Annotated in this window: 29 protein-coding genes; 11 read left to right on the top strand and 18 right to left on the bottom strand. The window is 46.8% G+C overall.

The window, feature by feature from the left end; all coding sequences use genetic code 11:
• Nucleotides 1–63: 63 nt before the first annotated feature.
• The 11 genes from BME93_01675 to acsC all read left to right on the top strand — a co-directional run bounded on the left by BME93_01675 (nt 64) and on the right by acsC (nt 10,011).
• Nucleotides 64–567 (top strand): amino acid-binding protein, encoded by a 504-nt coding sequence (locus BME93_01675; protein ID ATZ60870.2) that lies wholly within the window; start codon nt 64–66, stop codon nt 565–567.
• Nucleotides 568–620: 53 nt separating this feature from the next.
• Entirely contained in the window at nt 621–1,400 is a 780-nt protein-coding gene (locus BME93_01670; protein ID ATZ60869.2) for an AAA family ATPase, read from the top strand.
• Nucleotides 1,397–3,733: a CO dehydrogenase/acetyl-CoA synthase complex subunit alpha gene (cdhA, locus tag BME93_01665; protein ID ATZ60868.2), complete on the top strand. Its 2,337-nt coding sequence runs from the start codon at nt 1,397–1,399 to the stop codon at nt 3,731–3,733. Before BME93_01670 ends, cdhA begins: the two co-directional genes overlap by 4 nt.
• Nucleotides 3,724–4,287 (top strand): carbon monoxide dehydrogenase beta subunit family protein, encoded by a 564-nt coding sequence (locus BME93_01660; GenBank protein ATZ60867.2) that lies wholly within the window; start codon nt 3,724–3,726, stop codon nt 4,285–4,287. Before cdhA ends, BME93_01660 begins: the two co-directional genes overlap by 10 nt.
• A gap of 3 nt (nt 4,288–4,290) precedes the next feature.
• Nucleotides 4,291–5,652 (top strand): CO dehydrogenase/CO-methylating acetyl-CoA synthase complex subunit beta, encoded by a 1,362-nt coding sequence (gene cdhC / locus BME93_01655; GenBank protein ATZ60866.2) that lies wholly within the window; start codon nt 4,291–4,293, stop codon nt 5,650–5,652.
• 11 nt (nt 5,653–5,663) lie between these two features.
• Nucleotides 5,664–5,840, top strand: a complete 177-nt coding sequence (locus BME93_01650; protein ID ATZ60865.2) for a hypothetical protein — start codon at nt 5,664–5,666, stop codon at nt 5,838–5,840.
• A 119-nt stretch (nt 5,841–5,959) separates the two neighbouring features.
• On the top strand, nt 5,960–6,706 hold the full coding sequence (locus tag BME93_01645) for an AAA family ATPase (protein ATZ60864.2): 747 nt from the start codon (nt 5,960–5,962) through the stop codon (nt 6,704–6,706).
• A gap of 278 nt (nt 6,707–6,984) precedes the next feature.
• Nucleotides 6,985–7,212 (top strand): type II toxin-antitoxin system HicB family antitoxin, encoded by a 228-nt coding sequence (locus BME93_01640; protein ATZ60863.2) that lies wholly within the window; start codon nt 6,985–6,987, stop codon nt 7,210–7,212.
• A complete protein-coding gene (locus BME93_01635; GenBank protein ID ATZ60862.2) occupies nt 7,176–7,406 on the top strand; it encodes a type II toxin-antitoxin system HicA family toxin in 231 nt (76 codons plus the stop codon). The genes BME93_01640 and BME93_01635 overlap by 37 nt, the downstream gene beginning before the upstream one ends.
• A gap of 104 nt (nt 7,407–7,510) precedes the next feature.
• Nucleotides 7,511–8,656, top strand: a complete 1,146-nt coding sequence (gene cdhD, locus BME93_01630) for a CO dehydrogenase/acetyl-CoA synthase subunit delta (protein ATZ60861.2) — start codon at nt 7,511–7,513, stop codon at nt 8,654–8,656.
• 5 nt (nt 8,657–8,661) lie between these two features.
• Entirely contained in the window at nt 8,662–10,011 is a 1,350-nt protein-coding gene (gene acsC / locus BME93_01625; GenBank protein ID ATZ60860.2) for an acetyl-CoA decarbonylase/synthase complex subunit gamma, read from the top strand.
• A 104-nt stretch (nt 10,012–10,115) separates the two neighbouring features.
• Here acsC and BME93_01620 read toward each other — a convergent pair whose 3' ends face one another.
• The 18 genes from BME93_01620 to BME93_01535 all read right to left on the bottom strand — a co-directional run bounded on the left by BME93_01620 (nt 10,116) and on the right by BME93_01535 (nt 26,525).
• Nucleotides 10,116–10,775, bottom strand: a complete 660-nt coding sequence (locus tag BME93_01620; protein ATZ60859.2) for a cytochrome c biogenesis CcdA family protein — start codon at nt 10,773–10,775, stop codon at nt 10,116–10,118.
• Complete coding sequence (locus BME93_01615) at nt 10,772–11,170, bottom strand: thioredoxin family protein (GenBank protein ID ATZ61730.2); 399 nt, start codon at nt 11,168–11,170, stop codon at nt 10,772–10,774. The genes BME93_01620 and BME93_01615 overlap by 4 nt, the downstream gene beginning before the upstream one ends.
• Before the next feature lie 103 nt (nt 11,171–11,273).
• Entirely contained in the window at nt 11,274–13,220 is a 1,947-nt protein-coding gene (locus BME93_01610; protein ID ATZ60858.2) for a hypothetical protein, read from the bottom strand.
• Nucleotides 13,217–14,320, bottom strand: coding sequence for a hypothetical protein (locus BME93_01605; protein ID ATZ60857.2), 1,104 nt, complete (start codon nt 14,318–14,320; stop codon nt 13,217–13,219). The genes BME93_01610 and BME93_01605 overlap by 4 nt, the downstream gene beginning before the upstream one ends.
• 67 nt (nt 14,321–14,387) lie before the next feature.
• Entirely contained in the window at nt 14,388–15,206 is an 819-nt protein-coding gene (locus tag BME93_01600; GenBank protein ATZ61729.2) for a F420-dependent methylenetetrahydromethanopterin dehydrogenase, read from the bottom strand.
• A gap of 1 nt (nt 15,207) precedes the next feature.
• Nucleotides 15,208–16,188, bottom strand: a complete 981-nt coding sequence (mch, locus tag BME93_01595; protein ATZ60856.2) for a methenyltetrahydromethanopterin cyclohydrolase — start codon at nt 16,186–16,188, stop codon at nt 15,208–15,210.
• A 9-nt stretch (nt 16,189–16,197) separates the two neighbouring features.
• Nucleotides 16,198–17,091, bottom strand: coding sequence for a formylmethanofuran--tetrahydromethanopterin N-formyltransferase (gene fhcD, locus BME93_01590; GenBank protein ATZ60855.2), 894 nt, complete (start codon nt 17,089–17,091; stop codon nt 16,198–16,200).
• Nucleotides 17,066–17,692: a carbon monoxide dehydrogenase beta subunit family protein gene (locus BME93_01585; GenBank protein ID ATZ61728.2), complete on the bottom strand. Its 627-nt coding sequence runs from the start codon at nt 17,690–17,692 to the stop codon at nt 17,066–17,068. Before BME93_01585 ends, fhcD begins: the two co-directional genes overlap by 26 nt.
• A gap of 2 nt (nt 17,693–17,694) precedes the next feature.
• Entirely contained in the window at nt 17,695–18,600 is a 906-nt protein-coding gene (locus BME93_01580) for a formylmethanofuran dehydrogenase subunit C (protein ID ATZ61727.2), read from the bottom strand.
• A complete protein-coding gene (locus tag BME93_01575) occupies nt 18,588–20,351 on the bottom strand; it encodes a formylmethanofuran dehydrogenase subunit A (GenBank protein ID ATZ60854.2) in 1,764 nt (587 codons plus the stop codon). Before BME93_01575 ends, BME93_01580 begins: the two co-directional genes overlap by 13 nt.
• Nucleotides 20,348–20,593, bottom strand: coding sequence for a 4Fe-4S binding protein (locus BME93_01570; GenBank protein ATZ61726.2), 246 nt, complete (start codon nt 20,591–20,593; stop codon nt 20,348–20,350). The genes BME93_01575 and BME93_01570 overlap by 4 nt, the downstream gene beginning before the upstream one ends.
• A complete protein-coding gene (locus BME93_01565) occupies nt 20,586–21,890 on the bottom strand; it encodes a formylmethanofuran dehydrogenase subunit B (protein ATZ60853.2) in 1,305 nt (434 codons plus the stop codon). Before BME93_01565 ends, BME93_01570 begins: the two co-directional genes overlap by 8 nt.
• 8 nt (nt 21,891–21,898) lie before the next feature.
• Complete coding sequence (locus tag BME93_01560; GenBank protein ID ATZ60852.2) at nt 21,899–22,333, bottom strand: molybdopterin dinucleotide binding domain-containing protein; 435 nt, start codon at nt 22,331–22,333, stop codon at nt 21,899–21,901.
• Nucleotide 22,334: 1 nt separating this feature from the next.
• Nucleotides 22,335–23,411 carry a 4Fe-4S binding protein gene (locus BME93_01555; GenBank protein ID ATZ60851.2) on the bottom strand — a complete coding sequence of 359 codons (1,077 nt, stop codon included), beginning with the start codon at nt 23,409–23,411 and terminating at the stop codon, nt 22,335–22,337.
• A 48-nt stretch (nt 23,412–23,459) separates the two neighbouring features.
• Nucleotides 23,460–24,341 (bottom strand): Coenzyme F420 hydrogenase/dehydrogenase, beta subunit C-terminal domain, encoded by an 882-nt coding sequence (locus tag BME93_01550; protein ATZ60850.2) that lies wholly within the window; start codon nt 24,339–24,341, stop codon nt 23,460–23,462.
• Nucleotides 24,338–24,838 (bottom strand): transcription factor, encoded by a 501-nt coding sequence (locus tag BME93_01545; GenBank protein ID ATZ60849.2) that lies wholly within the window; start codon nt 24,836–24,838, stop codon nt 24,338–24,340. The genes BME93_01550 and BME93_01545 overlap by 4 nt, the downstream gene beginning before the upstream one ends.
• Nucleotides 24,839–24,898: 60 nt before the next feature.
• Nucleotides 24,899–25,999 carry an ATP-grasp domain-containing protein gene (locus BME93_01540; protein ID ATZ60848.2) on the bottom strand — a complete coding sequence of 367 codons (1,101 nt, stop codon included), beginning with the start codon at nt 25,997–25,999 and terminating at the stop codon, nt 24,899–24,901.
• Nucleotides 25,992–26,525, bottom strand: coding sequence for a tRNA (cytidine(56)-2'-O)-methyltransferase (locus BME93_01535; protein ATZ60847.2), 534 nt, complete (start codon nt 26,523–26,525; stop codon nt 25,992–25,994). The genes BME93_01540 and BME93_01535 overlap by 8 nt, the downstream gene beginning before the upstream one ends.
• Between the last annotated feature and the right edge of the window lie 18 nt (nt 26,526–26,543).

The raw sequence follows: 26,543 nt of genomic DNA, 5'->3' as shown, positions 1-26,543 counted from the left end.
ACAAAAACCTTTGTACAGGGACTCCAATGCATATAATGTATATACTTGAGCGGTGAAGTCGATATGTGGACGAAAATCATGGAAAAGTTTAGCAAGTTTCCTGCGCAAGAAAAGGTAATCCGCCTTCTTTTTGGGCGGGGCTTTCAGATTAATTCAGAGGGAAGGGTGGTCTCTGGCACCATAGAGATACCGCATACGCAGATTGCAAAAGAGATTGGGGTGGACAGAAGGGCCGTCGATGCCACGGTCAAGGCAATTTTAGGAGATGAAACGCTCAAAAAGGTGTTCCAGAACATCACATCGATAGCCTTTTTAGAACATGTCGCACCACTGCTGGGGCTGGGAGTTGTAATCATCATCCCAAAAAATGCTCAAAAAACAGGCATACTCGGCGAGGTCGCCACCACAATCGCAAAGCACAACATCAGCATCAGGCAGGCCGTAACCGATGACCCTTACTTTACTGAGAGCCCAAAACTCACGATAATCACGGATGCAAGGGTTCCGGGAGAGGTAGTAGATGCTCTGATGAAGCTTCCGTCCGTGAAAAGCGTCATGGTTTATTGATATGAGAAGCGTCCAGAAAGATTTATACTGTTTAATAATGATAAACTACTACCATGAAGATATGCGTCAGTGGCAAGGGCGGCGTCGGCAAGACGACTTTTGCTGGAACGCTGGCGAGGTTGCTTGCCAGGGACGGCTTGGATATCATCGCGATAGACGCTGACTTGGATCATAACCTTCGCTCCACCCTCGGACTCGGTAGAGAGAAAGTTGAAAATCTGACTCCGCTGTCAGAAATGAAGGACCTTATCAAGGACAGGACAGGAGCGGACCCGGATGCCTATGGGTCGGTCTTCAGACTAAATCCCGCTGTCTCAGACCTGCCCCAGAAATTATGGGTGGACGGACCTGATAACATCAAGTTCATTTTGATGGGGACGATGAAAAAAGGCGGAGCTGGGTGCGCATGTCCAGCAAACGTGCTGTTAAAATCGTTTTTAAAATATATGTTTTTGAAAGACTACAACGTGATAATAGACATGGAGGCGGGCATCGAGCATCTGGGAAGGGGCACTGCGAAATATGCCGATGGCATAATCATCATAGTCGAGCCGACGCACAACTCGATAGAGACTGCCAAAAGAATAATAAACATGTCAGAGGACATCGGATTGATGAAGGTTTATGTAGTTGGAAACAAGATTGCCAATGCTGAGGAGGAAGGGTTCATAAGGGAGCATTTCGATGACGTTTTAGGAATCATACCATTCGACCACAAAGTGAGAGAAGCCGAGATGGATGGAACAGCTCTGGTCGATTTTACCGCATCAGCGGCAGTTGAGGCTATTTCAGAAATAAAGGATTTGCTAAAGAAAATGGAGAGCACAACATGAGTAAACTTAAATTTAAAATCGAAGAGCTAAAAAGCGCCCTCGCCAGGATGGAGGGAGTGGACGTCACCATCGGAAGCATCATCGAGGACACTTGGGAGGAGAGCATGGGTCCGACTCCAATGCCATCCATCGATACTCTAAGGGCATGGGACCACATTTTGCTGAACAGATACAAACCATTTTACTCTCCATTCTGCGACATGTGCTGTCTCTGCACATATGGAAAGTGTGACCTGACGGCTGGAAAGAGGGGTGCCTGTGGCATAGACATGGGTGCCCAGCAAGCCAGGATGTATCTTCTATCGAGTTGCATAGGTGCTGCTACGCATGGCGCTCATGCAAGGCACATGGTCGAACACCTGATCGAAAAATTGGGAGGCGACCATAAAATAGACCTGGGACGATTTATCAGCGTGAATGCCCCCAACATAATGGCGGTAGTTGGGATGAGGCCAGAACGCTTAAGCGATTTGAGGAAGGTGCTGGATTATGCCGAGGAACAAATCGTTCAATGTTTGTCAGCCACCCATACGGGTCAAGAGGGCAGTTCTATTGACTTCGAGTCCAAATCCATGCACGTTGGCATGATCGACCACGTGGTGATGGAGGCGGCAGATATAGCCCAGATAACCGGCTATGGTTTTCCAAAGGGAGACCCTGATGCTCCCCTGGTCGAGATCGGCATGGGAACACTCGACCGGAGCAAGCCCGTGGTCATATGCGTAGGACACAACGTGGTCACAGGAACCGAGATAGTGGATTATTTGATGAAAAAAGATATGATGGATAAACTGGAAGTAGGCGGATTATGTTGTACAGCTCATGACCTGACCAGATATGAAAAAACAGCCAAAGTGGTTGGCCACCTCTCCAAGCAACTATATTTCATAAGGTCGGGAGTGGCAGATGTCATCGTGGTAGATGAACAATGCGTTAGACTTGACACGCTGAAAGAGGCCACAAAGGTGAAAACAGCGGTCATAGCGACCTCTGACAAAATATGTTATGGTCTGCCCGACAGGACCAACGACCCTACTGGCGAGATAATAAAGGACTTGGTAAATGGCGCTCCTGGAGCATTGATACTCGATTCAGAAAAGGCTGGAGAAGTGGCGGTCGAAGTGGCATTGAGAATATCGGAGAAAAGAAGGAAATTAAAAGCCCTGCCGGATAAACAAGAGGTGATGGAACTTGCCAGGGATTGCAATGTGTGCGGCGAATGTAAACGGACGTGTCCGCTTGACCTGTCAATTCCAGGGGCAATGGAGGCGGCCGCAAAAGGCGACTTGAGCGGATTGGTCGACATCTATGACCTGTGTCTGGGATGCGGGGTATGTGAGCCAGTGTGCAGAAGGGACCTGCCAATATTGAATATGGTGCAAAGGGCCGCAGAGCGCAAGGTCAAGGAAGAAAAACACCTCTTGAGAAGTGGCAGGGGACCAATCCTGGACACGGAAATAAGACACGTCGGTCCACCGATAGTATTGGGAACGATTCCAGGAGTGGTAGCTTATGTTGGATGCGCAAACTATCCAAAGGGAAGGGGAGCACTTGCGGAGATGGCAGAGGAGTTCCTCCGTAGAAAGTATATAGTGGTCGCCTCTGGATGTGCAGCCATGGATATAGCGATGCATGAAGATGAAGATGGGAAGACGTTATATGAAAAATATCCTGGAGACTTTGATGCGGGTTGTATAGCTAATGTTGGGTCATGTGTTGCGAACTCGCATATTTCGGGTGCATGCATCAAGATTCCCAGCATATTCGCCAGGAGGAATATAAGGGCGAACTACGAAGAGATAGCTGACTATATACTAAATCGTATTGGTGCATGCGGAGTTGCATGGGGGGTATACTCCCAGAAAGCCGAAGCGATCGCCGTGGGCTGTAACAGATGGGGTATCCCGGTGATAGTTGGACCGCATGCTTCTAAATACAGAAGGCTGTATCTGGGACGAAAAGACATAGAGGATGATTGGCACGTCTACGACGTCAAAGCCAGGGGAGAGAGGGTTTTTGTTGGACCTGCTCCTGAACATCTCATGTACGCATCCGAGACAAAGGAAGAGTGCATAGTCATGACGGCGAGGCTCTGTATAAGGCCCAATGATACCACCAAGGGAAGGATGATAAAATTATCACATTATCTGGACCTGAGCGAGAAATATTTTGGCACACTCCCGGACGATTGGCCAGTATTCGTTAGAACCGAGGCTGACCTGCCAATTGCTAAAAAGGATGTGCTATTAAAGGAATTGAAGGAGGTTGGCTGGAAGCCGGGCAGGATTCCAGACCCCACCAATCTGGAGAGGTTCAAACTCAAATGGAGATGATGGACACGATGGCGAAAGAAGATATTGTTAGCATTAACAGGTCCTGGCAGCTTGGCAGGGGAATTGGCAAGGGTGATACGCCCAGGGTGATATCTCCAGAAGTCCTTGGCAAGTTGATAAAGAAGGCAAAGAGGCCTTTGTATGTATTTGGACCTTCGTTATTGGAGGCAAAATATGATGATAAGCTGGCACTGGACTATGCTATTGAGATGGCAGAGGCATATAATGTACCAGTGGTCGCTGTTTCACATGCGATAAAAGGATTTCTGCAGAAGGGCTTCGAACCAGATGCCTGGATGCCCGCTGTCAATATAGTTGACAGGCTCAGGGACTCCGAATGGGACGGCATAAGGGAAGAGGGGCAACACGACCTCGTGGTTTTTTTCGGGGTCTTTTGCGCCCTTGGCGAACAAGGACTTTCGACTCTGAGACATTTTGCCCCATGGCTGAAGACCATAACTATCTGTCCTCGCTACCATCCTAGTGCAGATATGTCAGTCATAATAGATGGTGAAAAATTAAATAAACTCGTTGAAACGTTGAGGAGGGATTAAAATATGGAACTTCCATTCGATATTGGTCCTCAATATGAGGGAGAGAGAATAAGAAAAGAAGACATGTACGTTGAGCTGGGGGGACCGAAGGTAAAAGCAAAAGCAGAGCTCGCTAAATTGAGAAAGACGGATGAAATAGAGGATGGCAGGGTTGAAGTAAAAGGTCCGGACATCGGGGAGATGAAGGAGGGAGGCAGCTATCCTTTTGGCATCTTCGTTGAGGTGACTGGAGAAAAGTTGGAAGAGGATATGGAAGGTGTAGTTGAGAGAAGGATACACGAGTACTGCAACTTCATAGAGGGATTCATGCACCTGAATCAGAGATATGACATCTGGTGCAGGTTGAGCAAGGGCGCCCATGCAAAGGGCTTCAACCTGAAATACATGGGACAGGCTTTAATCAAATTGTTCAAGTCTGAGCTGCCGATCATCGAGAAAATGCAGGTCACATTCATCACAGACGAAAAGGAGATAGAGGGATTTGTGGACAACGCAAAGAAAACCTATGAGGACAGGGATGCAAGGGCAAGAGCATTGAGCGAAGAGGAAGTAGATGAGTTTTATGCGTGTCTCATGTGTCAAAGTTTTGCCCCAACACACGTCTGCATCATAACGCCGGAGAAGATGTCACTTTGCGGCTCGATAAGCTGGCTCGAGGGCAGGGCTGCCACGAGGGCGGACCCTGAAGGTACGAACTTTCCAATCCAAAAAGGCGAGCTTTTGGATGCGATAAAGGGAGAGTACGCCGGGGTGAACGAAGTGGTATCAGAGAAATCAGATGGCGAGACCGAGAGATGTTATCTGCACAGCATGTTTGGTTACCCGCACACATCCTGCGGGTGTTTCGAGTCGCTCGCGTTCTACATCCCAGAAGTGGATGGAATTGGTGTTGTGCACAGGGAATACTCAGAGGATACTCCGATTGGCATACCCTTCTCAAGATTGGCGGCACAAACTGGCGGGGGGAGACAGGAAGAGGGCATCCTTGGGATGGCCATCGAATATATGCGGTCTCGAAAGTTCCTGCAGGCAGACGGCGGATGGGAGCGTATTGTATGGCTGCCAAAGGATGCGAAAAAAAGGATAGAAGATGCCATTCCAGAGGGGCTTCACGAAAGAATAGCTACGGAAGACGATGCCACGGATATCGATTCCCTCAAGGCATTTTTGCAAAAGAAAGCTCATCCAGTGGTTCAGCGATGGGAGTTTGAGGTCACAGAAGAGCTAAAAAACAAACTTATAGCATATATAGAACAACAAGATGGGGAGATATATCCCGAAGAGGCCGCCAAAGAGCTTGGCCTAAGCGAGGACCAATTGACAAAAGTCATAGACAGGCTTCGGGAAGATGGAATACTGGAGTGAGGTTTGTAAAGATGAGTGATAAAAAACCATTGAAATTAAAAATTAAGAAAAAAGAGAGTTCTCCGACGACCGCGGCTCCGAAAGCGCAAGTTTCTGCAACCGAACACATCCCACAAACAGGGGGCATTAAGCTGGTTTTGAAGAACGCAAAGATACACATAGACCAGGTCATAATCAGGAAGAAGTAAATGACGACGGAAAAAGAGCCGTACATATCGGGAATCCATGGGATTCTAAAAGAATACAGTATCGAACTGGTGGGCGTGACGATCGAGGGAGACATCGAGATAGAGATCGAGGAAATTTGATGAGGATTCTTGCCGTATCCGGTAAGGGTGGAGTAGGGAAAACCATGCTCGCCGCCCTCATAATCAGAAAAATGGTGAGAGACGGCGAAAAAAATATCCTGGCAATAGATGCCGACCCTGACTTTAATTTACCAGGCATGTTGGGAGTGTCTGTTAAAAGCACTGTTGGGGATATCAAGGAAGAATTGTTGACAAAGCAATCCCAACTGCCGCCAGGATACTCCAAGGACAAGTGGCTGGAATATAGGGTATTTGAGATAATTGCAGAGACGCCTGATTTCGACATCCTGGTGATGGGGCGGCCAGAAGGACCTGGATGCTACTGTTCGGTAAACAACATACTCAGATGGATAATAGATTCGATGACGAAGAGTTACGACCATGTCATCATCGACGCCGAGGCCGGTCTGGAGCATATAAGTAGAAAGACCACCCTGGGCGTAGACGATATGATCATAGTGACGGACATGTCTCAACATGGATTTGACACGGCAGAGAGGATAAGTGAGCTGGCCGGCGAACTTGATGCCAGGTTCAAACACTTATATTTAGTGGTAAATAGAGTGAGCGCAGGGCATGAGAAGGCAATCATCGACAGGGCAAAATCCTTCGGACCAGAGTTTTTAGGAACGATTCCCTACGACGTTCATATCGAGGAATATCTCTTCGCAGGAAAGTCTTTACTGGATTTAGAAGAGTGCAACGCAACAAAAGCCGTAGAAACCATCATGGACAAATTGTCCTGAAAATTGTTAGATTAAATGAGTGATTATCTCGGTTGATAGTTGTTATATTCAATTGAGAAATCTACTAATAAAATTCGCAGTCTCTTCTAATATTTATTGGTATTCTGAGTGTAACAAATCCTTCCCATATCCACTTTTGCTTCAACGATTGTTATATCTATGCATTTGAATCCATCAAATTTTTCAAATTCAACAAACCAACCAAAGAATCTTTAAGGGGTAGAAACACATTTTATGAAGGGGGTTTACAAAGTAAACACCCGATGGGGCGAATAAAGATGCAGACGTTTACAGCAGTATTACATAAAGAAGAGGATATGTATGTGGCAGAGTGCCCAGAAGTTGGCACAGTCAGCCAAGGGGAGACTATTGAGGAGGCTATAGCTAATCTTAAGGAGGCTACTGAGCTTTATTTGGATGAATTTCCGTTAAAGGAAAAAGAGAGAAAAACGTTGATGACAACGTTTGAGTGCCAAAACTTAGGAAAGTTTCAGGAGAAAAAGTAATCAGAATTCTTTGTAACAAAATGGGATTTGAGATTGGTGGTAAAACTGGTAGCCATGTTAGGTTATCAAAAATGGCTCCCACGGGAAAAGTAGGAACTGTTGTTCCTATACACAAAGAGCTGAAAATAGGGACACTGAAAGGAGTTCTAAAATTGGCAAAAGTAGATGAAGATGAGTTTTCTAAATATCTATAAACACCCAAGCCGACACTTGCACAACAGTTGACATACGGCTCGGCGGTTAGATAACTGATTTGAAAAGACAAAATTTATAAGCTCTTCGACAGCCCGAGGGAAATATGACGGATATAACCAAACTTATTGAAGCACTGAAGCAAGCAGAGCAAATCGAGATGGAAAACATCGAGATAATCGCCGATGAACTGGAGTTGATGGTCAGCCCACTTTCAGTTTTACCCGCATTACAAAAGGCGGTCGAAGACGTTCCCAGATATAGTGTGCAGATTTTTGAAAAACCTCCGGTAAACTACAGGGGAGAAGTTACCTCGGTGAAATTGGGAAATACAAAGGCAGAGGGCGGAACAAGGAGCCATTCCATAACGGTCGGCGGAGATAAAGCGATGCCATTTGAATCTGGAAATCCCTCCAAACCAGCAGTCGCCTTCGATGTCTTCGACATGAAGATACCTCTACCCGGTCCAGTCAGGATGCATTTCGAAGAGGTTTTAGAGGACCCAGTGGAGTGGGCAAAGCTGTGCGTCGACAAGTATGGTGCCGATATGGTGACCATACACCTGATAAGCACTGACCCAGGCATAAAGGACACAACAGCTCGAGAAGCGGCTAAAACGGTCGAGGAGCTATTGCAAGCCGTAAAAGTTCCCATGATAATAGGGGGCTCAGGCAATCCAGATAAGGACCCCGAAGTTTTGAAAAAAGCAGCAGAAGCTGCCCAGGGGGAGAGATGTCTGATTAACTCAGTTGGCATGAACTTGGATTATAAAAAAATCGGCAGTGCCTGCCTGGACAATGGTCATGCCGTATTATCCTGGACTCAATTGGACGTCAATAATCAAAAAACTATGAATAAACGCTTATTTGAACTTGGTCTTAAAAAAGAAGACATTATCATGGACCCCACTACTGCCCCCCTTGGATATGGGTTGGAATTTTCCTTCAGCACGATGGAGAAAATTAGATTGGCAGCACTGAAGGGCGATGATGATTTGCAGATGCCAATAGCTTCTGGAACGACCAATGCATGGGGTGCCAGGGAGGCTTGGATGAAAGCACCTGAATGGGGTGACCGTGAGAAGAGAGGGCCTTTGTGGGAGGCTGTAACTGCCATGTCGCTGTGGTTGGCTGGGTGCAACCTTTTCATGATGATATGTCCAACTTCCATAGAACTTTTCAAGAGCATGGTTGATGTGCTGACTAGCGACAAGAAAGAGATAGTCGACGTCACGAACTGGATAGGGCTGTGATATATGTGAGAAAAAAAGCGGGTCCTCTAGATATTTATAAATATTTACCAAAAATCAACTGTAAAAAATGTGGTGAGAAGACCTGCATGGCCTTCAGCTCTCAGTTGATCGAGAGAAAGGTCGAACTCAAGGATTGTCCACATCTAAAAAGAGAGAGCTTCAAGGCTTTAGAAGAAATTCTTGCTCCAGCTGTTAGAGAGGTAGTTTTTGGGAAGCCCACCGTTAGTGTAGGAGGGGAGAAAGTCCTCTACAGGCATGAACTGACGTATTTTAACCAAACTGCCATCGCCATAGATATTCACGATGAGATGGGCAAAGAGGAATTGTCGAAAAGGATAGAATTTGTAAACAATTTTGCGCATGAGAGAATCGGCGAGACGCTTACTCTGCAGGCGATTGCGATAAGAAACAGGTCAGGGGACGTTGAAAAGTTCGATAAATGCGTCGAAGAAACGGCAAAGCGGACGAAAAAAGCACTGATACTGTGTTCCTGGAATTCTGAATCTCTGGACAAAGCCCTGAGAATCGTGGGAGATAAAAAACCATTGGTCTATGCGGCGACAAAGAATACCTGGAAGGAGGTTGGAGAACTGGCCGTAAAATACAATTGCCCTGTAGTGGCCTTCGCAGATAACGATATTTCTGAACTAAAATCCGTTGTAAACGCCTTACAAAGAATGGGCATAAATGACATCGTCATCGATCCTGGTTCTCATCTGGACTCCTGCACGCTAAACAATTTCGTGATGCTGAGAAGAAGCGCTACGAACGAAGATAAAGTGCTCAATCGTCCGATACTGGGCATACCTGCAGCCGTTTATTTGCAGAGTGGAGACGGACTCAAGGAGGCAATGGCCGCCTCTTTGATGATGGCCAAATATGCTGACCTGATTATATTACACAATATTGAAATATGGGCATTGCTTCCAAACATCACCCTGAGACAAAACCTGTACACAGACCCGAGACGGCCTGTTAGAGTTGAAGCAGGCTTAAAAGAATTCGGCTCCCCAGATGAGAACTCGCCAGTATTGTTGACGACGAACTTTGCTTTGACTTATTATACCGTTGCGTCAGACATCGAATCCGCTAAGGTCGACTGTTACTTAATCGTCCTGGATACGAATGGAATTGGCGTCGAAGCCGCGGTTGCAGGTAGACAATTAAGTGCGTCGAGGGTAAAAAAAGTCATCGATGAAACCGGGATTGAGAAAAAAATAAGGCACAAGAAGATGGTCATTCCAGGCCTTGCGGCGCGAATTTCCGGAGAATTGGAACAGTTGAGTGGATGGAAAGTGCTCATCGGACCAAAGGACTCATCAGAAATAGGTAGATTCATAGAAAGGGAGCGGTAATCGCAATAAGACAAAGTCAGTCAACTTTATGTTGTCGTAATTCGACTCAAATTCGTCTAAAAATCGAATCATCCTGTTATGCTGGACCTCTATGCATCTCCTCATCACCAGCCGCCCACGTATCGCATGAAGCTGAGCAGGAAATAAAATCCAGTCGCCATTAATACGGCACCAGCCATGCGCCTTATCGTAACCCCCTTCTTAGTTCCAACACGCACAAACTTCATGGAGAGTCTTGGCAAGTAGGCTATCACGAGCATCGGCAACCCAAGTCCAAGTGAATATATAAACAACAAAAAGCCCCCTGTGACGATATTGCCCTCGACTGCAACTATCATGAGGATTGCCGCAAGGATGGGGCCTATACATGGAATCCATACCAGTCCAAGTGCAGATCCAAATAAAAGTCCGCCAATTATCCCTCTCGATTGGACTCTATCAAGAAACGGTGCTACTTTGGCCTCGACACCACCTGACTTAATGGGTAAGTCAAACACGAGAAGGAATCCCATACTCAAAATTATGACTCCAGAAAGAACCCGCAGGTAGTCGATGTGAGCCTGTATCGCGTATCCGACTGCCGATGTTATTACGCCAAGAATCGTGAACGATATGGATAGGCCAAATACTATTATTGCGGGACGATACTTGTCTCCATCGATAGAATATGCTACTATAGCAGGAATTATTGGCAGGATACATGGCGAGACAATACTTGCCATACCGGCCAGGAAAGCGAGTGCTGGCAATGGAAGTGACATCATAATCCCGGACCGCGATTCAACATTGCCCACTGGATGGAAGTATTCAACGTCTCCTTGTCCGTTACGCCGACATGTCTCATATAACTTTCACCACTAGCGAACACAATCGTCGTTGGGATGCGTCTTATGTCATATTTCCGCATCGCCGTGGCATCCTCATCTATATTTATCAGTATGAACGTCACATCTCCACCATGCTCTTTATCCAACTCTTCGATGATTGGCTTCTGCGGCGCGCACGCTGGACACCAATCTGAATAAAAATATGCGACGACCGGACCATCTTTTAATGCAACATCAATCTTGTTCGCATAATCTACTTCCCCGCCGTGGATACATCCAGATATGGCCATGGTCAAAACGATGGCAATGATAACCCGTCCTTTCATCACCATGCCGTCTCATTTTATCAATTATAAAGGTTTTGTTTGCTTTTTTCATAACCGAGCAATTAATCATGCATAGCTTGTATGGATGATAGGCAAGGAGTTCACAAATTTAGCATTTGCACAGTTTAAGATATGCAAGCAGGTCCGCCAATTCGATGGTCGCAACCCCCACTACTTTATCACCGCCTCCGTAATAGACGAAAAGTTTATCATCCAAGACCACATTGCCGCAGGGAAAAACAACATTGGGAACCAACCCCTTTTTTTCATAGGGAGTTTCTGGCTCAAGAATAGGATTGCTGGTGCGACCGAGGATTTTAAGCGGGTTTTTAAGGTCTAAAAGCACGGCCCCTACTCTATAAACGCCATCTTCTGAAATACCGTGGTAGAGCATAATCCATCCCTCTTTTGTTTTTATGGGCGGGGCAGCAGCCCCTACTTTTTTACTGTCCCACCACCCTTTCCTCCTATATATCCAACGTTGCTCTTCAAGAAAAACATCACCTTTAAAATCTAAAGTCTGGCAGAAAGAATAATCAATGTCATAACCAACCCGATGAACAATCAGATATTTGTCGTTTATCTTCTCTGGAAAAACAAAGGCATTTTTATCGTTTAAGTCAGCTGGCGAAATAAGCACTGGCTTTGCCCAATTCCATTGCTTTTCGAGAAAATCTTTTGCCCAAATCCAACTTAAAGCTACTCGCGGAAGATTTCCATCAAAGGCGGTGTAGCAGATGTAGATCTTCTCATCTATTTTAGTAAGTCGAGGGTCTTCGCAACCAGAACCGGCTCCTGGTTGAAGTTTCTGCTCAAATGGCTCTCTAGGGACATATATCGGTTGCGACAAACGTTCATCAATATGAATCCCGTCTTTACTTGATGCATAGCCCAAAACAGAGGTATTGTCTTCTGAAATTGCCCTATACACAATGTGAACTTTCCCTTGAAGACAAATAGCCGCAGGATTGAAAACGGACTTGCTTTCCCAGGGGTGTTTTTTCTCGGGAGTAATAATCGGATTTTCCTTGGCCCGCTTCAAGGTGACTGCTTTATTTTTACCTAATAATTCTTCTAACAAAAAAGAAAGATTTATAAAAGCGAGGCAGCAGGTGGTGTCAGCTGCTCCATAATAAAGGTGAATCCAGTCCTCTTTGCCCCCACTACAAAATTTTTGGTGGGGGGGTAAAATTATTGCTCCTGAAGGGAAAACCACATTTGGCACAAGGCCTACTTTTTCATAGTACTCTTCTGGCACTAAAATCGGGGCATCAATCTTGCCAATAACTTTTAAGGGATTTTTGAGGTCAAGTAAAACTGCTTCTACCCCGAAGAGTTTTTGAGGAGAAAAATAATTACGGATATAGGAATATAGCAAAAGCCAGCCGTATTTTGTCTTTAATGGCGGAGCGCCAACTTCAATATGGTCTTCGGGTTTGCGCTGTAAAGGTAAAGAGTATTTTTCAAAAACGTCATACCATTTCTGCCAATAAGTTTCAGACCAAATGTCTTCTTCTTTAGCAAAAGAGGCAAGACATATTTTTGAAGGAGGTTTATCAGTATGAACTGTAAGTATAGCCCACATTTTTCCTCCTATTTTTTCTGGGAAAAGAGCCATTGCCTTGGCGTTAAAAGGGGTGACTAAATGTTTTTCTTCAATCTTTTTTAAGTCCTTGCTGATAGCCAAACCAACTTTAATGCCTTCGGTTCTAAACGGATACTCGGAGAGGGCGGTATAAAAAATATAATATTTTCCATCAAGTTTTGTTACTCGGGGGTCTTCGCAACCAAATTTTTCCCAATCGTATTCCGGAACAATAAATCGTTGCCGATTTGTGAAATGAATCCCGTCTTTGCTTTCAGCAATACCAATATCAGAAGTCATTATGTTAGCCCGGCTGGCGGTATGATAATAAGGCAAAGAAATTGCTCGATATAAAATGTAAATTTCTCCATCTTTTTGAACAGGGCAACCATTAAAGACAGCCTGGGCTTCCCAAGCATGGGCGTTCAAAGGTGTTAGTATTGGATTTTCTTTCGCTCTCTTAATTATCATATTTTTTTCTTTAAGACCCTTGTTTTAAGTTTCGGTTTAACATCTTTTTTCAGTACTCCCAAAAATTCTTCAAAGTTGGAATAAGCAACACAGACATAACTATCAGAGCTTCCGTAATAAATCAGCAAGTTGTTATTTTTTACTACAGCCCCTGAAACATAAACAACACCCGGTTTAAAGCCATTGCTGTCATATAACCCATTTGGCTCTAAGATCGGTTCTTTAGCACAGCACAAAACCTTGGTTGGTTCTTCAAGGTCCAAAAGCATAGCTCCCACTTTATATTTACCGGGATCACGCCGATCTTCTGCATGATAGAATATTAGCCAGCCTTCTTTGGTCTTTACAGGTGAAGGTCCTACTCCCCTAATCCGGCCTTCCCAATTCCAATGACTTCCCTTGGGCTCTTTTTCATGATAACTATCAATATAGGTTTTACCATCAAATTTTAAATTATCAAAAAAATCTATTGATATTTGAGGGCTAAGGCTATGCAAAATAGCGTAGCGGCCCTTAATCTTTTCTGGAAATATTACCCAATTTTTATGCACTTGGCCGGGTGGAGAAATGAGTACTGGTGGATTCCATTGCCATTTTTTATTTAAAAAATCGTTAACTTTTATTGAGGTTAAACCTACCCTTAATCTCTGATCGCAGGCAGTATAGGTCATATAAAGGATATCTTCTTTATTCACTCTTACGGGACGAGGGTCTTCACATCCGCCAAAACTACCCCCTGAAGCAAAGGAAAAGATATAAAAAGAAGGATTGTTAATTAAAGGATGCTCATAAACTGGTTGAGGCAATCTTTCATCAATTTTAAATCCGTCGCCAGAAACAGCATATCCCAGGCGCGAAATGCCGTCTTTTCCAATTGCCCTGTAAAGAAAATGGATTTTATTTTCAAGTAAAATAACTCCGGGGTTAAAGGTTTGCCAAGATTCCCAACTGCTTTCAACGTTTGGCGATATTATCGGATTTTCTTTGGGTCTTATTAATACGACTGTCTTTACTGATTTTTCCTCTTTAGGGTCCTCTTTTTTCTTGCGTACGGCAACTCGCCTTAGAGAAGATTTTATTATTTTCTTTTTTGTCTTCATATAGGAGAAAAACATCTATCTGAACGAACATAAATGTTTCCCTGATTCTACAGAGCTCGAGGTTTATCTATTCAGGTATATCCAAGAGGCGCCTTTTGGATAGTATATTCCCATCATCGTCGTGAGGCTTGCGCGACACGCTATCGGCACCTTTTTCAATCTCCCTGGCTTCGTTGGCGAGCAGCGCCGCAGTCCTCATCACCTCATGGGCAGCAGCACCCATCATAATGTACTTGGGCGGCTCTCTTAGGACGAAACACGTTTGCACGTTCATCTCTGCGACAAGCTCGGCCATTTTATACGATGCCATGGCCTTCGCCCTCGCGTATGGATTCGCAAACCCAGCTCTATCCACCACAGTCTCCGCACCTGCGGTGATATGCGGCAGCTTCACATTTCCCTGCCGAACTCCCTCTATTGCGGCATCCAATTCCTCCTGTACTAATCTCACTGCACCGCATATCGTCAATACGCGCAGAGCATCTGTATTGAACAGCGTCATCTCTACCGGGTCGAGAAATTCTCTCCTTGCGCCAATGAGTGGATCGCCCTTTAAAATGATATACCCAAAACCCTCTTTCGCCAGCCCGTCTTTTATCTTTTCCGTGGGGCCATCCGAGATAACGATGCAGGGCGTATCTTTAACCGCTTCTCGTGCTATTTTCGGTCCTGGAAGCGAGGCATTCGGGCTAACGACCACCACCAAATCAGGGTCCCATTCCATCAACTTTTCTGCATAGCCTGCTTCATCCTTTCCCATTTTTGCCCCAGTACCAACCGTTCTGATATCTATATCCCTCTCCGCCCTCTCATCCAGCAGTAAATCGACTACCTGGGTGATTCCCAGGGCACCGAGCTTCACAAATCCTATTTTTACTTTTGCCATCTTAATCAACCCCCAAAGATTTTCTTAAAACATCTATGTTCACGTTGCCGGCGTGGAAGTTGTTCCCAGTCCTCATATTGTTGATAGTAATATCGGCAGGTGAAAACAGCAGAGGGTCTATCTTGTAAAAGTCCCTGTTGTATTTCTCAAATATTTCCAAAAACGGCATGCCGTAGTCCTTCGAGGAATCAGACGGTACCTTCTCTATCATCTTCCCTATCTCATCATCCTCACAATCCACGTTATACCATGTTCTTCCGCCGTATAGTATGCAGTCATTGGTTCTGCCCATTGCCTCCAGGTCATTCTTTGCTATGGGCGCTATCGGACACACGCCGAATCCGCTGACCACCGAGCCGATGTCAAACCCTATTTCGTGCATTTTATGCATTCCGGTTTCGACTAAACGCGCTGATATCTGGATGGACCCTGCTACGCTTGCGCACGGGGCAACCAATATATACAGGTCTTCAGATTTGACGCCGCACTTCTCGGCGATGTAGTCTGCAACCTCCGCCTCTGGCATCTTTGATGTTTCCAGCACCAATATGGCAACATCGGACTCGTCTTTATATTTTAAATCCTCGAACAATTTCTCTCTCAAAGCCAATGCTCTGGCTGGACCTGACCCAAGTGCAAAGAACTTCCCAATGCTAATACTCCATCCAGCATATTGTGAAGCCATGCATCCAATCAACGGCTGGTCAACAACGACATTCATGGCATGAAAGTTGCGACTGCAACAACCGTCGTCATCACCGTCGCATTCGCAGATGCTCATCTGAGTAAACGATACCTCTCCAAGTCCTCCCATACATATCTCTGAAAGCAGTTTTCCCGCCTGCATTCCTCCCTTTGCCTTGATTCCACAGTCCAATATGGTGGTGCCATTTTCGATCTCCAGCACATCGATATTCAATTTATCCGAATTGTCCACCATATGGTCTACTATCTTTTTTGCCTCTCTATTTACGCTGATCATAATCTCATCTCACCTCAAAATCTCCTTTAAGTGCATCTTATATTTGCCGAGCTTTCCACCGTAATTGCCAGCAGTTATCTTTACGACGCCTGGGATTTTGGTCGTCGCCATGATTCCATACCTCATCGCCTTTTCTACTGCATCAGGACATATGCCGTTTATGACGATTTCGTATATCGCTTCCACATCAGGAGGCACCATGGTCTCCACTTCGTCTCTGAGGCTCGGACAAAATTTTTCGTTGGTAGTCGCCTTCATAAATTTATATTTGTTTGCGCCGACCTTCGACCCGGATGCCACTATGCCGCCGGGGAACGGGGTGATGCTGCCCTCTAATCTGGAGATGGCGCTAACCGCAGTTTCCGCTGCCATGAGCGCCGCCATCTGATTCTTGGCGAGGATGAAGAAATTGCCACCGGCAACGCCGCTGACCGCACCCATGCTGTGTTCAACGATGAACTCTCCTTGCATCATGGGAATGCGATATACTCTGCGTCCACCAATGGTGTCCTCTTTCTCATATCCATCGGCAAAGAATTTTAGCTTAAAACCTGTGTCATATTGTATCTCTGCATCCAACAGACCATTGAATGCGGCCGCAGTTGGGGCGGTCAATACGCACTGCCCTATTCTCGCAAGCAACTGATTTTCCAGCTCTTTGCCGCTCATATGGCATATCATGATATATGCGCCAGGTCTTCCGTCAGGCGTTTCATCGCCGCCAACCTCTCTTTCTATTCCAGCTTCTGCAGGACACATGATGATCGAGGTTCCGAATCCCGTCGCTTCCTGTGCTGCTACGCGCGCCCAGTGGGGAGTGGCACCGGTTATCAACACCCTCGCCATCTTTATCCCAAATGCCTCTGCAAAAGTATCTTCAATTTCTACCCCATTTATTCGCATTGATGTCTCCTCCTATTTTTTCAAACTCTTTTATAGTCCATTCCACGTACCTTTCAAACCCTGCTTTGTTCTGCCTGTGCCATGTGAAATCTGCGTTATGATGAAAACGATGGCAAATTGTATATGTCTTCAGCCACGGGGCATATCTCAGCAAGGTGGTCAACGCCCTTTCGGCAAAATAACAGGGTATTCCATGGAACAAAACCCAATCATGTTGGCCCTTTCCATTGACTCCCTTCCAGTTAGGGTCCGTGAGATAGATGCCGCTTATTTCCAGTATTCCGCAACTGAGATTTGGCTTCAAGCCCCTTTCTGTTAATGGCCCAGCGGTATCCCCGGTCGCACATACCGGCAAATCACCTGCCTTGGCAATCTCAACACACCAATCAACCGCAGGCTTTCCTTTTATGGTGCCCATCAGAACGCCAGGCCCGACTATATACAACGGATTTTTTGCCTCTGCAAGGTGCTCCGCGTATTCTTTCGGCGAGGATACTTTGGCAGTGGTTACGCGAGAGACATCGGTCAGGTTCATCGCCAGTCTTCCTTTCAGGTCGAAGCCAAGGCAATCTGGACCGCCTATCACTATTTTCGGCTCCATTTTCAACACCTCCCCCTTATTTCTGAGTGATAAATTTTCAAATATGGCAACATATTCCTTTTTGGCGGCATATCTGCCCCGCCTGGCAGAATATGCTCATTGTGCTCAACAGAGGCGTATATGACCCCTGACCCGCATTTTGGCTCATATCCCAAATCGCCGCGCAATTCATAGAACTCCCCTCTGACCATCGTGCCACCCACCTCAGGGTCCCTGACTATCCTGCCTATTGACCCATATCCAAGCGAGGCCGTGGTCAGGTGCACCTTTCCTTTGACGAGAATCGTTCCCGTTGCCATCTCACTGCCTATTCTGGAGAACGCATTTCCGCCGATGATAATGGTGCCCCCTCTCATGTGCGTCCCGGCGCATTGCCCAACATTTCCCTCTACCTTGATGTTTCCTCCGTACATGAAGTTTCCAACATGGTCTCCCGCGCTTCCATCGATGAGCAGTGTTCCGCCAGCCATCCCTCTCTTTTTACCCCGTGCAGTCCCGCCAGCATAGTGCAGCGCATTGCATTTGATATGGATAATTCCTCCTGTCATCTCCCTTCCAGCATAGTTATCTGCACTGCCCTCTACGGTTATTTTGCCACCAGTCATCTCCGCACCCACATGCATATCTACATTGCCGCGGATGACGATCTCGCCACAGCTCATTTTCTCACCAATTCTCTTTGTTCGCGAAGCATCGCCATCTATTACTATTCGCAACCTCTCAGCAGTCTCGCAGGGCGTTCCACTCACATCAAAATGCTCTTTGAGCTGAACGGACATATTTCCACGATATATCACCATGTTTTCAACGTCGCCCAGAGATTTGCCGGCAAAATTATCTGGAGTTATCACCTCTGCCTCTAAGGATATAAGCGATTGGTTCTTTGGTGTAAGGATTATTTCATGCATTTTACATCCTCCGGAATCTCGTGCGGTATAACATGGAGCTTTCCAGAAACGACTTCAATTCGGTCCGATTTTGATAGATATAGTTCAGGGTCCACCATATAGTTTTCAAACTGGAGAGTATAGTACCTCTTGAACTTGGTCTTGACTTCCTCCTCCACTACTTTTTGGATGTCATGTTCAACTTGTGGGAGCACTCTTTCAATTGGCGCCACGGGTGCACACACGACTTCACCATCTTTTACCACAACCTCTCCATCCTTTAGCGTATATGCCGCGGAAGATAATTTATCCGCAGCCGAATCTCTGGAGAAATCAATTTCCAATGGGTCCACATCCCATATCGCAATATTTGCTTTAGCACCGATGCTTAGGTGCCCTTCTGTCTTGGATATGCCCATCGCCTTGGCGGGTCCAGCGCTGGTTGCGATGACCAATTCGTAGAAAGTATATTCTTTGTCAATTCCGCCGAGCCCGGTTCTTTTAAGCGCCCATGGATGGATATTTTCCGCTATGTCCATCCTCTCTTTTTTGCTCATCAGCCATGAATACACCAGCGGATAGTCAAAAAATACGCCGCCATTTGGATGGTCCGTTGTCACGAACATCTTCCATGGGTCAGTCAATAGCTGCAGCTCCAGTCCAATCGCCCACATCACAGCGTGAACTGGGGATTTTTTTGAATAGAGGAATGGAAGAATGCCAACACTGTCTTCTGCTTCGGTATCGCCCGTAACAAGTTTATTGTGCGTCATTTTATACAGTGCCCATTCTGCTGGCGAATCAGCGGTCATCGTGGTTACATCACCGAATATCACGTTTCCACTATCACCTGTGACGTGGTCATGGTGGTTGATGTATTTCGCAATCTCATCTGCCTTCGACTCGAATGTCCCCCACGAGTCTCCTCCGTATGCATGGAACTGAAGGTGTGTTGCATGCGTGTTTTGTGTTCTGCCGGAATCGCACCTCACCTCGATGTTCTTGGTTATGTTCAGCTCTTCAAGAGTTACCTCATAATTTCCTGGAGTGCCAATTTTATTGACATGGAGATGTATGGAATGCGGCAGACACAACTCCTCGTTCGCAGTGCACAGCCCTTTTATTATTTCCCTTGGAGTCACCCCGAAATATGGCACTGGGTCATCTGCGTGATGGCAATTCCACTCAGTGTTCCATTTATATGCCTCATTGCCACCTGGATTGACTATTTTCACGGCATATCCGCCCGTCGCCCTGAGAAGAGACGCCACGTAAGCAGTAACCTTATCCTGCTCCCTGGATTTCAGATAATCCAGTATCATCCAGTTGTTGCCCATGAGTATGAAAATCCCCTTGCCAAGTATTGGCATTCGGTTGAACTCTCTGCAGGCCTGCCGCGCATACAACGGAGTCACCGCTGCTTCATATGCTTTGGTGAACCCAAGCTTGGCATATTCATATCCAACTTCCCAAGTGGTGGGTACGGTGCGCCCTCCCCCGCCCCTTCGCACCCCTGTGGCAGAGCTCAAACGCACTCTTATATCCTCTGGCCTCAGTATTCTGGCGCTGGTTGGAGTAGCACCCACCATGTGTGAATGACACTCTATTTTGCCAGGGGTGACTGCTTTTCCCATTGCATCGATGACCTTCGCGTTATCGCTCACTTTGTCGACGATTTTTCCATCCTTGATGCAAAGGTCCATCACCTCTCCATTCACGTCGTTGATAGGGTCATATACGACTCCGTTTTTAATCAATAATTCTGTGGTCATCGATAGTTCACCCTCAATTCTATTGCACCCACTGGACACGATTCGATGCATGTTCCACATCCTCTGCATATGTCCCCGTTCAGAATTTTTATCACGCCATTTTCCACCCGCATGATGACCTCATCCGTCTCCGGACCTTTTCCTCCGGCAACCGCTGGATCGATATATGCGTTCACCGGACAGGCGACCACACAATTGCCACATCCGTGACATTTTTCTTCATGGGTTATGAGTTCATACATATTCCTTGACCCTCTTCAAAATCTCTCCTAAGATAACGGTATCTGGCATGCTGTTCTCAGGTGGGTCCACAATTTTTTTCATCTTTATTGGAATGTTGTCCATTCGATATGCAGTTCCATCGCATTCAACTCCAACGATCGCAGGGGGAATTACCACATCTGATATCTGCATGGATTGTTGATTGTGGGGTTCGATGTTTATGAGTGGTATCTTTGCCAGATGGGCTAGGGCCCTATTCGAGAACGATGTCCCGGGGTTGGCAGCGATGTTGAGCATCGCATCGACCTCGCCACGATATAACACATCCATGGCAGTCGTTTCACCCGGGTGGTATCTGGGATATCCGCGTGAAAAGTCCACTGCAAACGGATGCCCTGTCTCGGCGCATATCGTGACGTTTGACCCTGCGACATTGTAGTGCCCCCTCATCGGCATTAAAACGGTCTTGGTGCCGATGTATTTATTGAATTCGTGTATGAATTTTATGGCAACGTCGATGTTCCTATCCTTCCCCATCTGTTGGGTCAATCCCATCCCAAAGAACAGTACCGCCCACTGATGCTGCCCCATTGCCTCTATCGTTTCCCGTATCGCATCTGCTGGAATGCCAGCCACGGTCTCGTGCGTAACGTCATATGAATTGATGATTTCACGGAACGTGTGCACCAACATGTGGTCCGACCCAGGTGCTATCTGGATGTGCAGGTCCGCGAGTTTCGCCGTATCCGTCCGCCTGGGGTCGACGACTATGATGGTCCTGCTTCTTCGCCCCCTCTTCCTGAACAAGCCCCTTGGGAATACTGAATACCTGCTCATATGCCTTGGATGTGCATGCATTGGATTGCAGCCCCAATATATGACCAAATCGGCACGATTCATCACCTCTCCCAACGTGCAGCTGGGTGCACCCTGGTCTTGAATCGCTAAAAGCGATGGCCCATGACATAGCGTTGCAGTGCAGTCGATGATTCCGCCGCATGCCTCTGCAAGCTCACATCCAATTTGGATTGCCTCGGCGCTCGTCGAACACCATCCATATAGGAGGGGACGCTCCGCATTTGCAAGTATCTGTGCGCTTTTATCGAACGCCTCGTCCAAACTTACCGGCTCCAGTTTTCCATTCTTTCGTATTTGTGGTGTTTCAAATCGCCCTTTCTGGGCATGTGCAAATTTTTGGTGCCCTATCCTGCACAGATTTCTCGTCCCGATGATTTTGTTGTCATCAACTATGACCACCCCATCATCACATAAACATCCGCAGAAAGGGCATGGCACATTTTTAATTTCGCGCATCATCTTCACACCTAATGTATATCATAATATGACTTCAACTCCTCCGCCCTCTTTCCCCACTCTCCATCGGCATAATAAATTTTTATTGCTTCGTGGGCGCCCAGAACCCTTTCATCGGTTTTTTCCGTCGTCGCAGGAATGCACTTACAGTTTGGCATACCTGTACACTCGGTCGACGGCTGAACGACGACGTTAGCCCATGTACCAAATGGCATAAATATCAACCCACGATGTGGTGCCTGTGTAGACGTTTTCGCATAAACGACGACCTCGCCATATCTCGTCTTCACCTTAACGGCATCATTTTCCTTGAGGCCAAGACGCTCCATGTCATCAGGGTCCATTTCGACTCTTGCGCAGGCATCAAAGTACAGTTCAGAGTCACAACCAGCCTCGATACCCTCGCCCTGCCATATGCTTCTACCCGTACTCAATATGAACTCCATGTTACGCCTCCATTAATTTGCTGAGCGCCTTTTGTGTGGGTTTCGGGAGCGTGTCCATCATCCTTATCTTCTTCCGTGTAACTTTGATCGCATCGATGGGGCAGGCGTTCGCACAGGCACCGCAAAATATGCACCGCTGTTTATTGACCTTCAGTTGAACTGCGACAGGAATTGCGCGTGGTCGGATTGGTTTGCTCCAGCCCCTGTCCAGCGCATAGGATTCCTCAATTTTGATATATTCGGTCAATGGGAAATACAGCGCATCGCACGGGCATATTTCTACGCATGTGCCGCAGCCCTGGCACCTCTCCACATCGATTTCAATGTCTCCTTCAATCGGTTTCTGGACCTCGATGACCTTCTCAGGGCACACCTCCTCGCACCAACCACACCACGAGCATCTATTATTGTCTATGACCACTTCCCCGGTAATCTTGATTTTATCATCGCATGCATCTTGAGTCACTGTCAGGGCATCGACAGGGCAGGCGCGTGCACATATTCTGCATAAAACGCATTTACTCTCATCCAGCTCTATTCGCTCAAACCTCGCCGGCGTGTCTTCTGAAACGCCCCTCTGTTTTGCGCTCAGTCCCCCCCGCTCAACCGTTAATGCCCCAGTTGGACATATGTCCTGGCAAATCCCGCAATAGATACACTTCTCCATGTCAATCTTGAATTCACCGCTCACCAGTTCTCCCATGCCTGGCATGGTCCGATGCACGGTGACGGCGTCTCTGGGGCAGACTTCCTCGCACAATTTACAGAATTTGCAGCCGCCCTTCACGCCAGCGCTTCCAAGTGCATCGTATTCTTCTTTCACGCCATCTATATACAATGCGAGTGCACCGAACATGCAGACGCGAGCACATAGGCCACATAGCTTGCAATCTTCATTTACGGCCAGATATGCCGCATCCACGACGCCCCTTGCGATTGCTCCGGTCGGCCCTAGCCGTATTGCATTTGATGTACATACTTCACAGCACATTCCGCAGCCAGTACAGCTGTCTTGGAAGAATACCAGCTCTCTCTTCCGTGGCGCATCTCTGGTGGCGACCGTTCTCCCGTTTTCCATGCCCTCCCTCATCTATTATATCATAATGTTAATGATTAATAATGCTTTCTATGAGGTCTTCCGTTTCATATCCGACAGTCTTTTGACCGCATCCATATCGGCATCTCCGTATTCCAGCTCAACTAAATCGAGGAGCTTCTCGCCATTTTTGGTCCTTATCAGCATGGTGCTCCACCCTTCTGGAGAGCCGACCGAGCCCACTGAAATATCAGCATGATAAGCGCTAAAATCACGACAGTGCTTACATGATGGGCGTGCATATTCTTTGACGTCCTTTATCGGGACACGATGCTCCTCGTCTGCATATACTACAAATTTCCCCCTGTCAAAGTCCATCTTATGCACATCGCAGACGTTAACCCCAAGACTGGATATGAATTCGCACAAGCCGTGCGTGAAGCTCGACATGCAGAAAAGCCCTATAATCGCAACTATTTTTCTCTCATTGAGCAGTCTGGCGGAATGAACCTGGCATGGCACACCTATTATCGCAATTTTCTCATATTTCTCCATGGCATCCTTGACCAGGGAGAGAACCGGGGCATGAGTATATTTTGTTCCACTCGTCTTTGCAACATCCTGGGCATCGGTTATCAAAATAGGCGTTGCCCGCCACACGTCATCCCTGCCCACGCCTATCGCACAGTCTATATGCCCTCCTGCGAGCAACGACCTGAGTATCCCACTAACGACGGCACCATCCTGTCCCTGCATATCGCTTCTGCCAGCGCACACGCGCAGCACATTATCGAACTCGTTTTCTGGAAATCCATCGACCACAGGACATGTCATGGAGCATACATCGCACTCTGTGCATTCGTCGCCGATGACGGCATACTCTTTGACCATAACGGCATCTATTGGGCAGACCGCCACACAGCCTCCACAGCCTGTGCATTTGCCTGCGTCGATGACCTCTCGTATCTTCATGCACACGCCGCCTGTATTTCAGCGATATGTTTTTCGAGTGCAGTTACGGCCTTCGTATTATCCTCAAACTCGAGCGGCGCACCACAAAATGGGCATACAAAATTTGTCTTTGCCGCCAGATCGAATAAAAACCGCCCACAATTTTCAGTACACACGTAGAACATGTTTCCTTTTTCTGATGCCAACCTTTTCTGAAGGTTATTTAACAATTTTCGCAGTTCCAACTCCATGGCCTGTTCGATATTGTGCAAATCGACACGCCATAGGTATGTAAGCCATCCACTGTCCTTATCCCGCTCTCGCCGATATTCTGCCAATCGATTCTCATACAGAATGAATAGAGATCGCCTAACTAAATTTAAGGCTACGCCTGTTATTTTCGATATTTCCACATCGGTAACTTCGCCTTCGGGCATCTTTTCGATCATTGGGATGCCCTCCTCCCCAATCAGTTTTGTGATATATGCGCGAGTTACTGCATTCTTCAACGATATCAAACCAATCACCTGTTGCCTTTTTACTCTCTATTGTTATTATTGTTATACAACTGAATAGCCTTAAACTTGTCCATGTCTCGATGGGATGCTTGGGGCTTGCGTCCTTATCATCAGCGCCTTTTTCATCGCAGCATGAAGTGCACTCTTTCTGTCGATGCCTGTTCCGAGAGCAGTGGCGATGGGAGCTCTAGCACATATTTTACTTCCGATATGTGGAATGTCTGCTATTCCATCGATGTCCAAACTCGTCCTGACTATCATATCATCCGTGGCAAAGACCACCATCTTAGTTGCAAAGCATTGTGCTTTTACATTCCGCTTTAAGACGCCTGATATTGCCTGCACATGTGCGTCAAACAGATTGACGCCAGTAGCAAGTTCGACCGTATCCAGGCTGCCCTGAAACCTTGGATTCACTTCGAGTACGACTGGTCCGTCCTTTGTGATTATAAAGTCCACACCATTCGAGCCAATTAGTCTCAGATGGAGTATTATTCCCTCTGCAATTTGACGCATTTCATCACCGTGTTCATCATTAAAGGGAGTGATATTGCCACAATAGCGAAACGGAAACGCCGTTCCCAACCATGGTACTCCTATCAACTGCTCGTTTACAGCCAGCGATATGGCATCATCCTCAGTAGACAGTACTGAAACACTGGCAAAATTGCCAACCAGACATTCCTGCGCTATATAATCTGGAGGGACATCCCCCTCATGAATAATCCGACACAAGCGCCCGCCCATGCCTTGTTTTGGTTTTATGATGGCGGGATACTCGATATTTCCATTGGCGTAAATGCGCGGATGGGGTATGCCCAATTTATTTAGCTCTTTTGCCAACCATTCTTTATCAGATACTCTGTTCGCTACAACCGGGTCGTTGCCCAATAATATCTTTTCAGATAGATTCACTCTCCTCGTTTCGAAGCCCGCGCCCAATACCACCGCATCCACGTCAGACGCCTTTATATGCTCATTCAGCTTCGAATCCGATATATCGCAGTGCGAATCTAAAACGATCACTCCATCGACACATCGCCTGACGTCCACGTCTCCAAAATGATCGATGACGTAGACGGTGTATCCTGCTCTTTTTGCCGAACAAGCGATATGGCGAGTATTGTTTCCTATGATGAGTATCCGTCGTATATCATTCATGAGAAACCCTGCGTACCTCTTTATTTCTCTCCCTTGGAACGATCTGGAGTTCTCCGCCCTCAAACACACGGCTTAACTCCCTCCCCTTCTGCAGTCGATCCAGAAAAATTGCCAGTGCCGCCACTTCAGAATGCGGCTGATTTCCTATCGCGATATTCCAGTCTGCCATACTATAAATTTCAGCTGGAACTTTTTCAGCGCCAACTACGACCAAGATATCCCCTGCTGCATGAACATCGTCAATAACATCTGGCAAATTGATGCCGTACATGGTGAGGTGACAGACCCTTCCTCCGCGCCCCTTCCACTCCATAACCTCGTTCTTCCACTTAATGCCGCTTCTGACAAAAAACTTTCCGCCCCATCGTCTGGTAATGTCGTCTATGTTTTTTTCGATCGACCTGTCCTGGGCGGCGATAAGCATGCCATTTGCGCCAAAGGCCCGTGCCGTCAGTCCGACATGCGTCGTCATCCGCTGGTCGCGCTCTGGTCTGTGTCCCAGCCGAAGAACCACTATTTGTCCCATGAGCATCCATATATCACG

It is taken from the genome of Methanosarcinales archaeon Met12 (assembly GCA_002813105.2).
In the GTDB taxonomy this organism is placed as follows: Archaea; Halobacteriota; UBA148; order UBA148; family JAJOKI01; genus JAJOKI01.
This window is presented reverse-complemented; position numbering and strand designations above follow the sequence as displayed.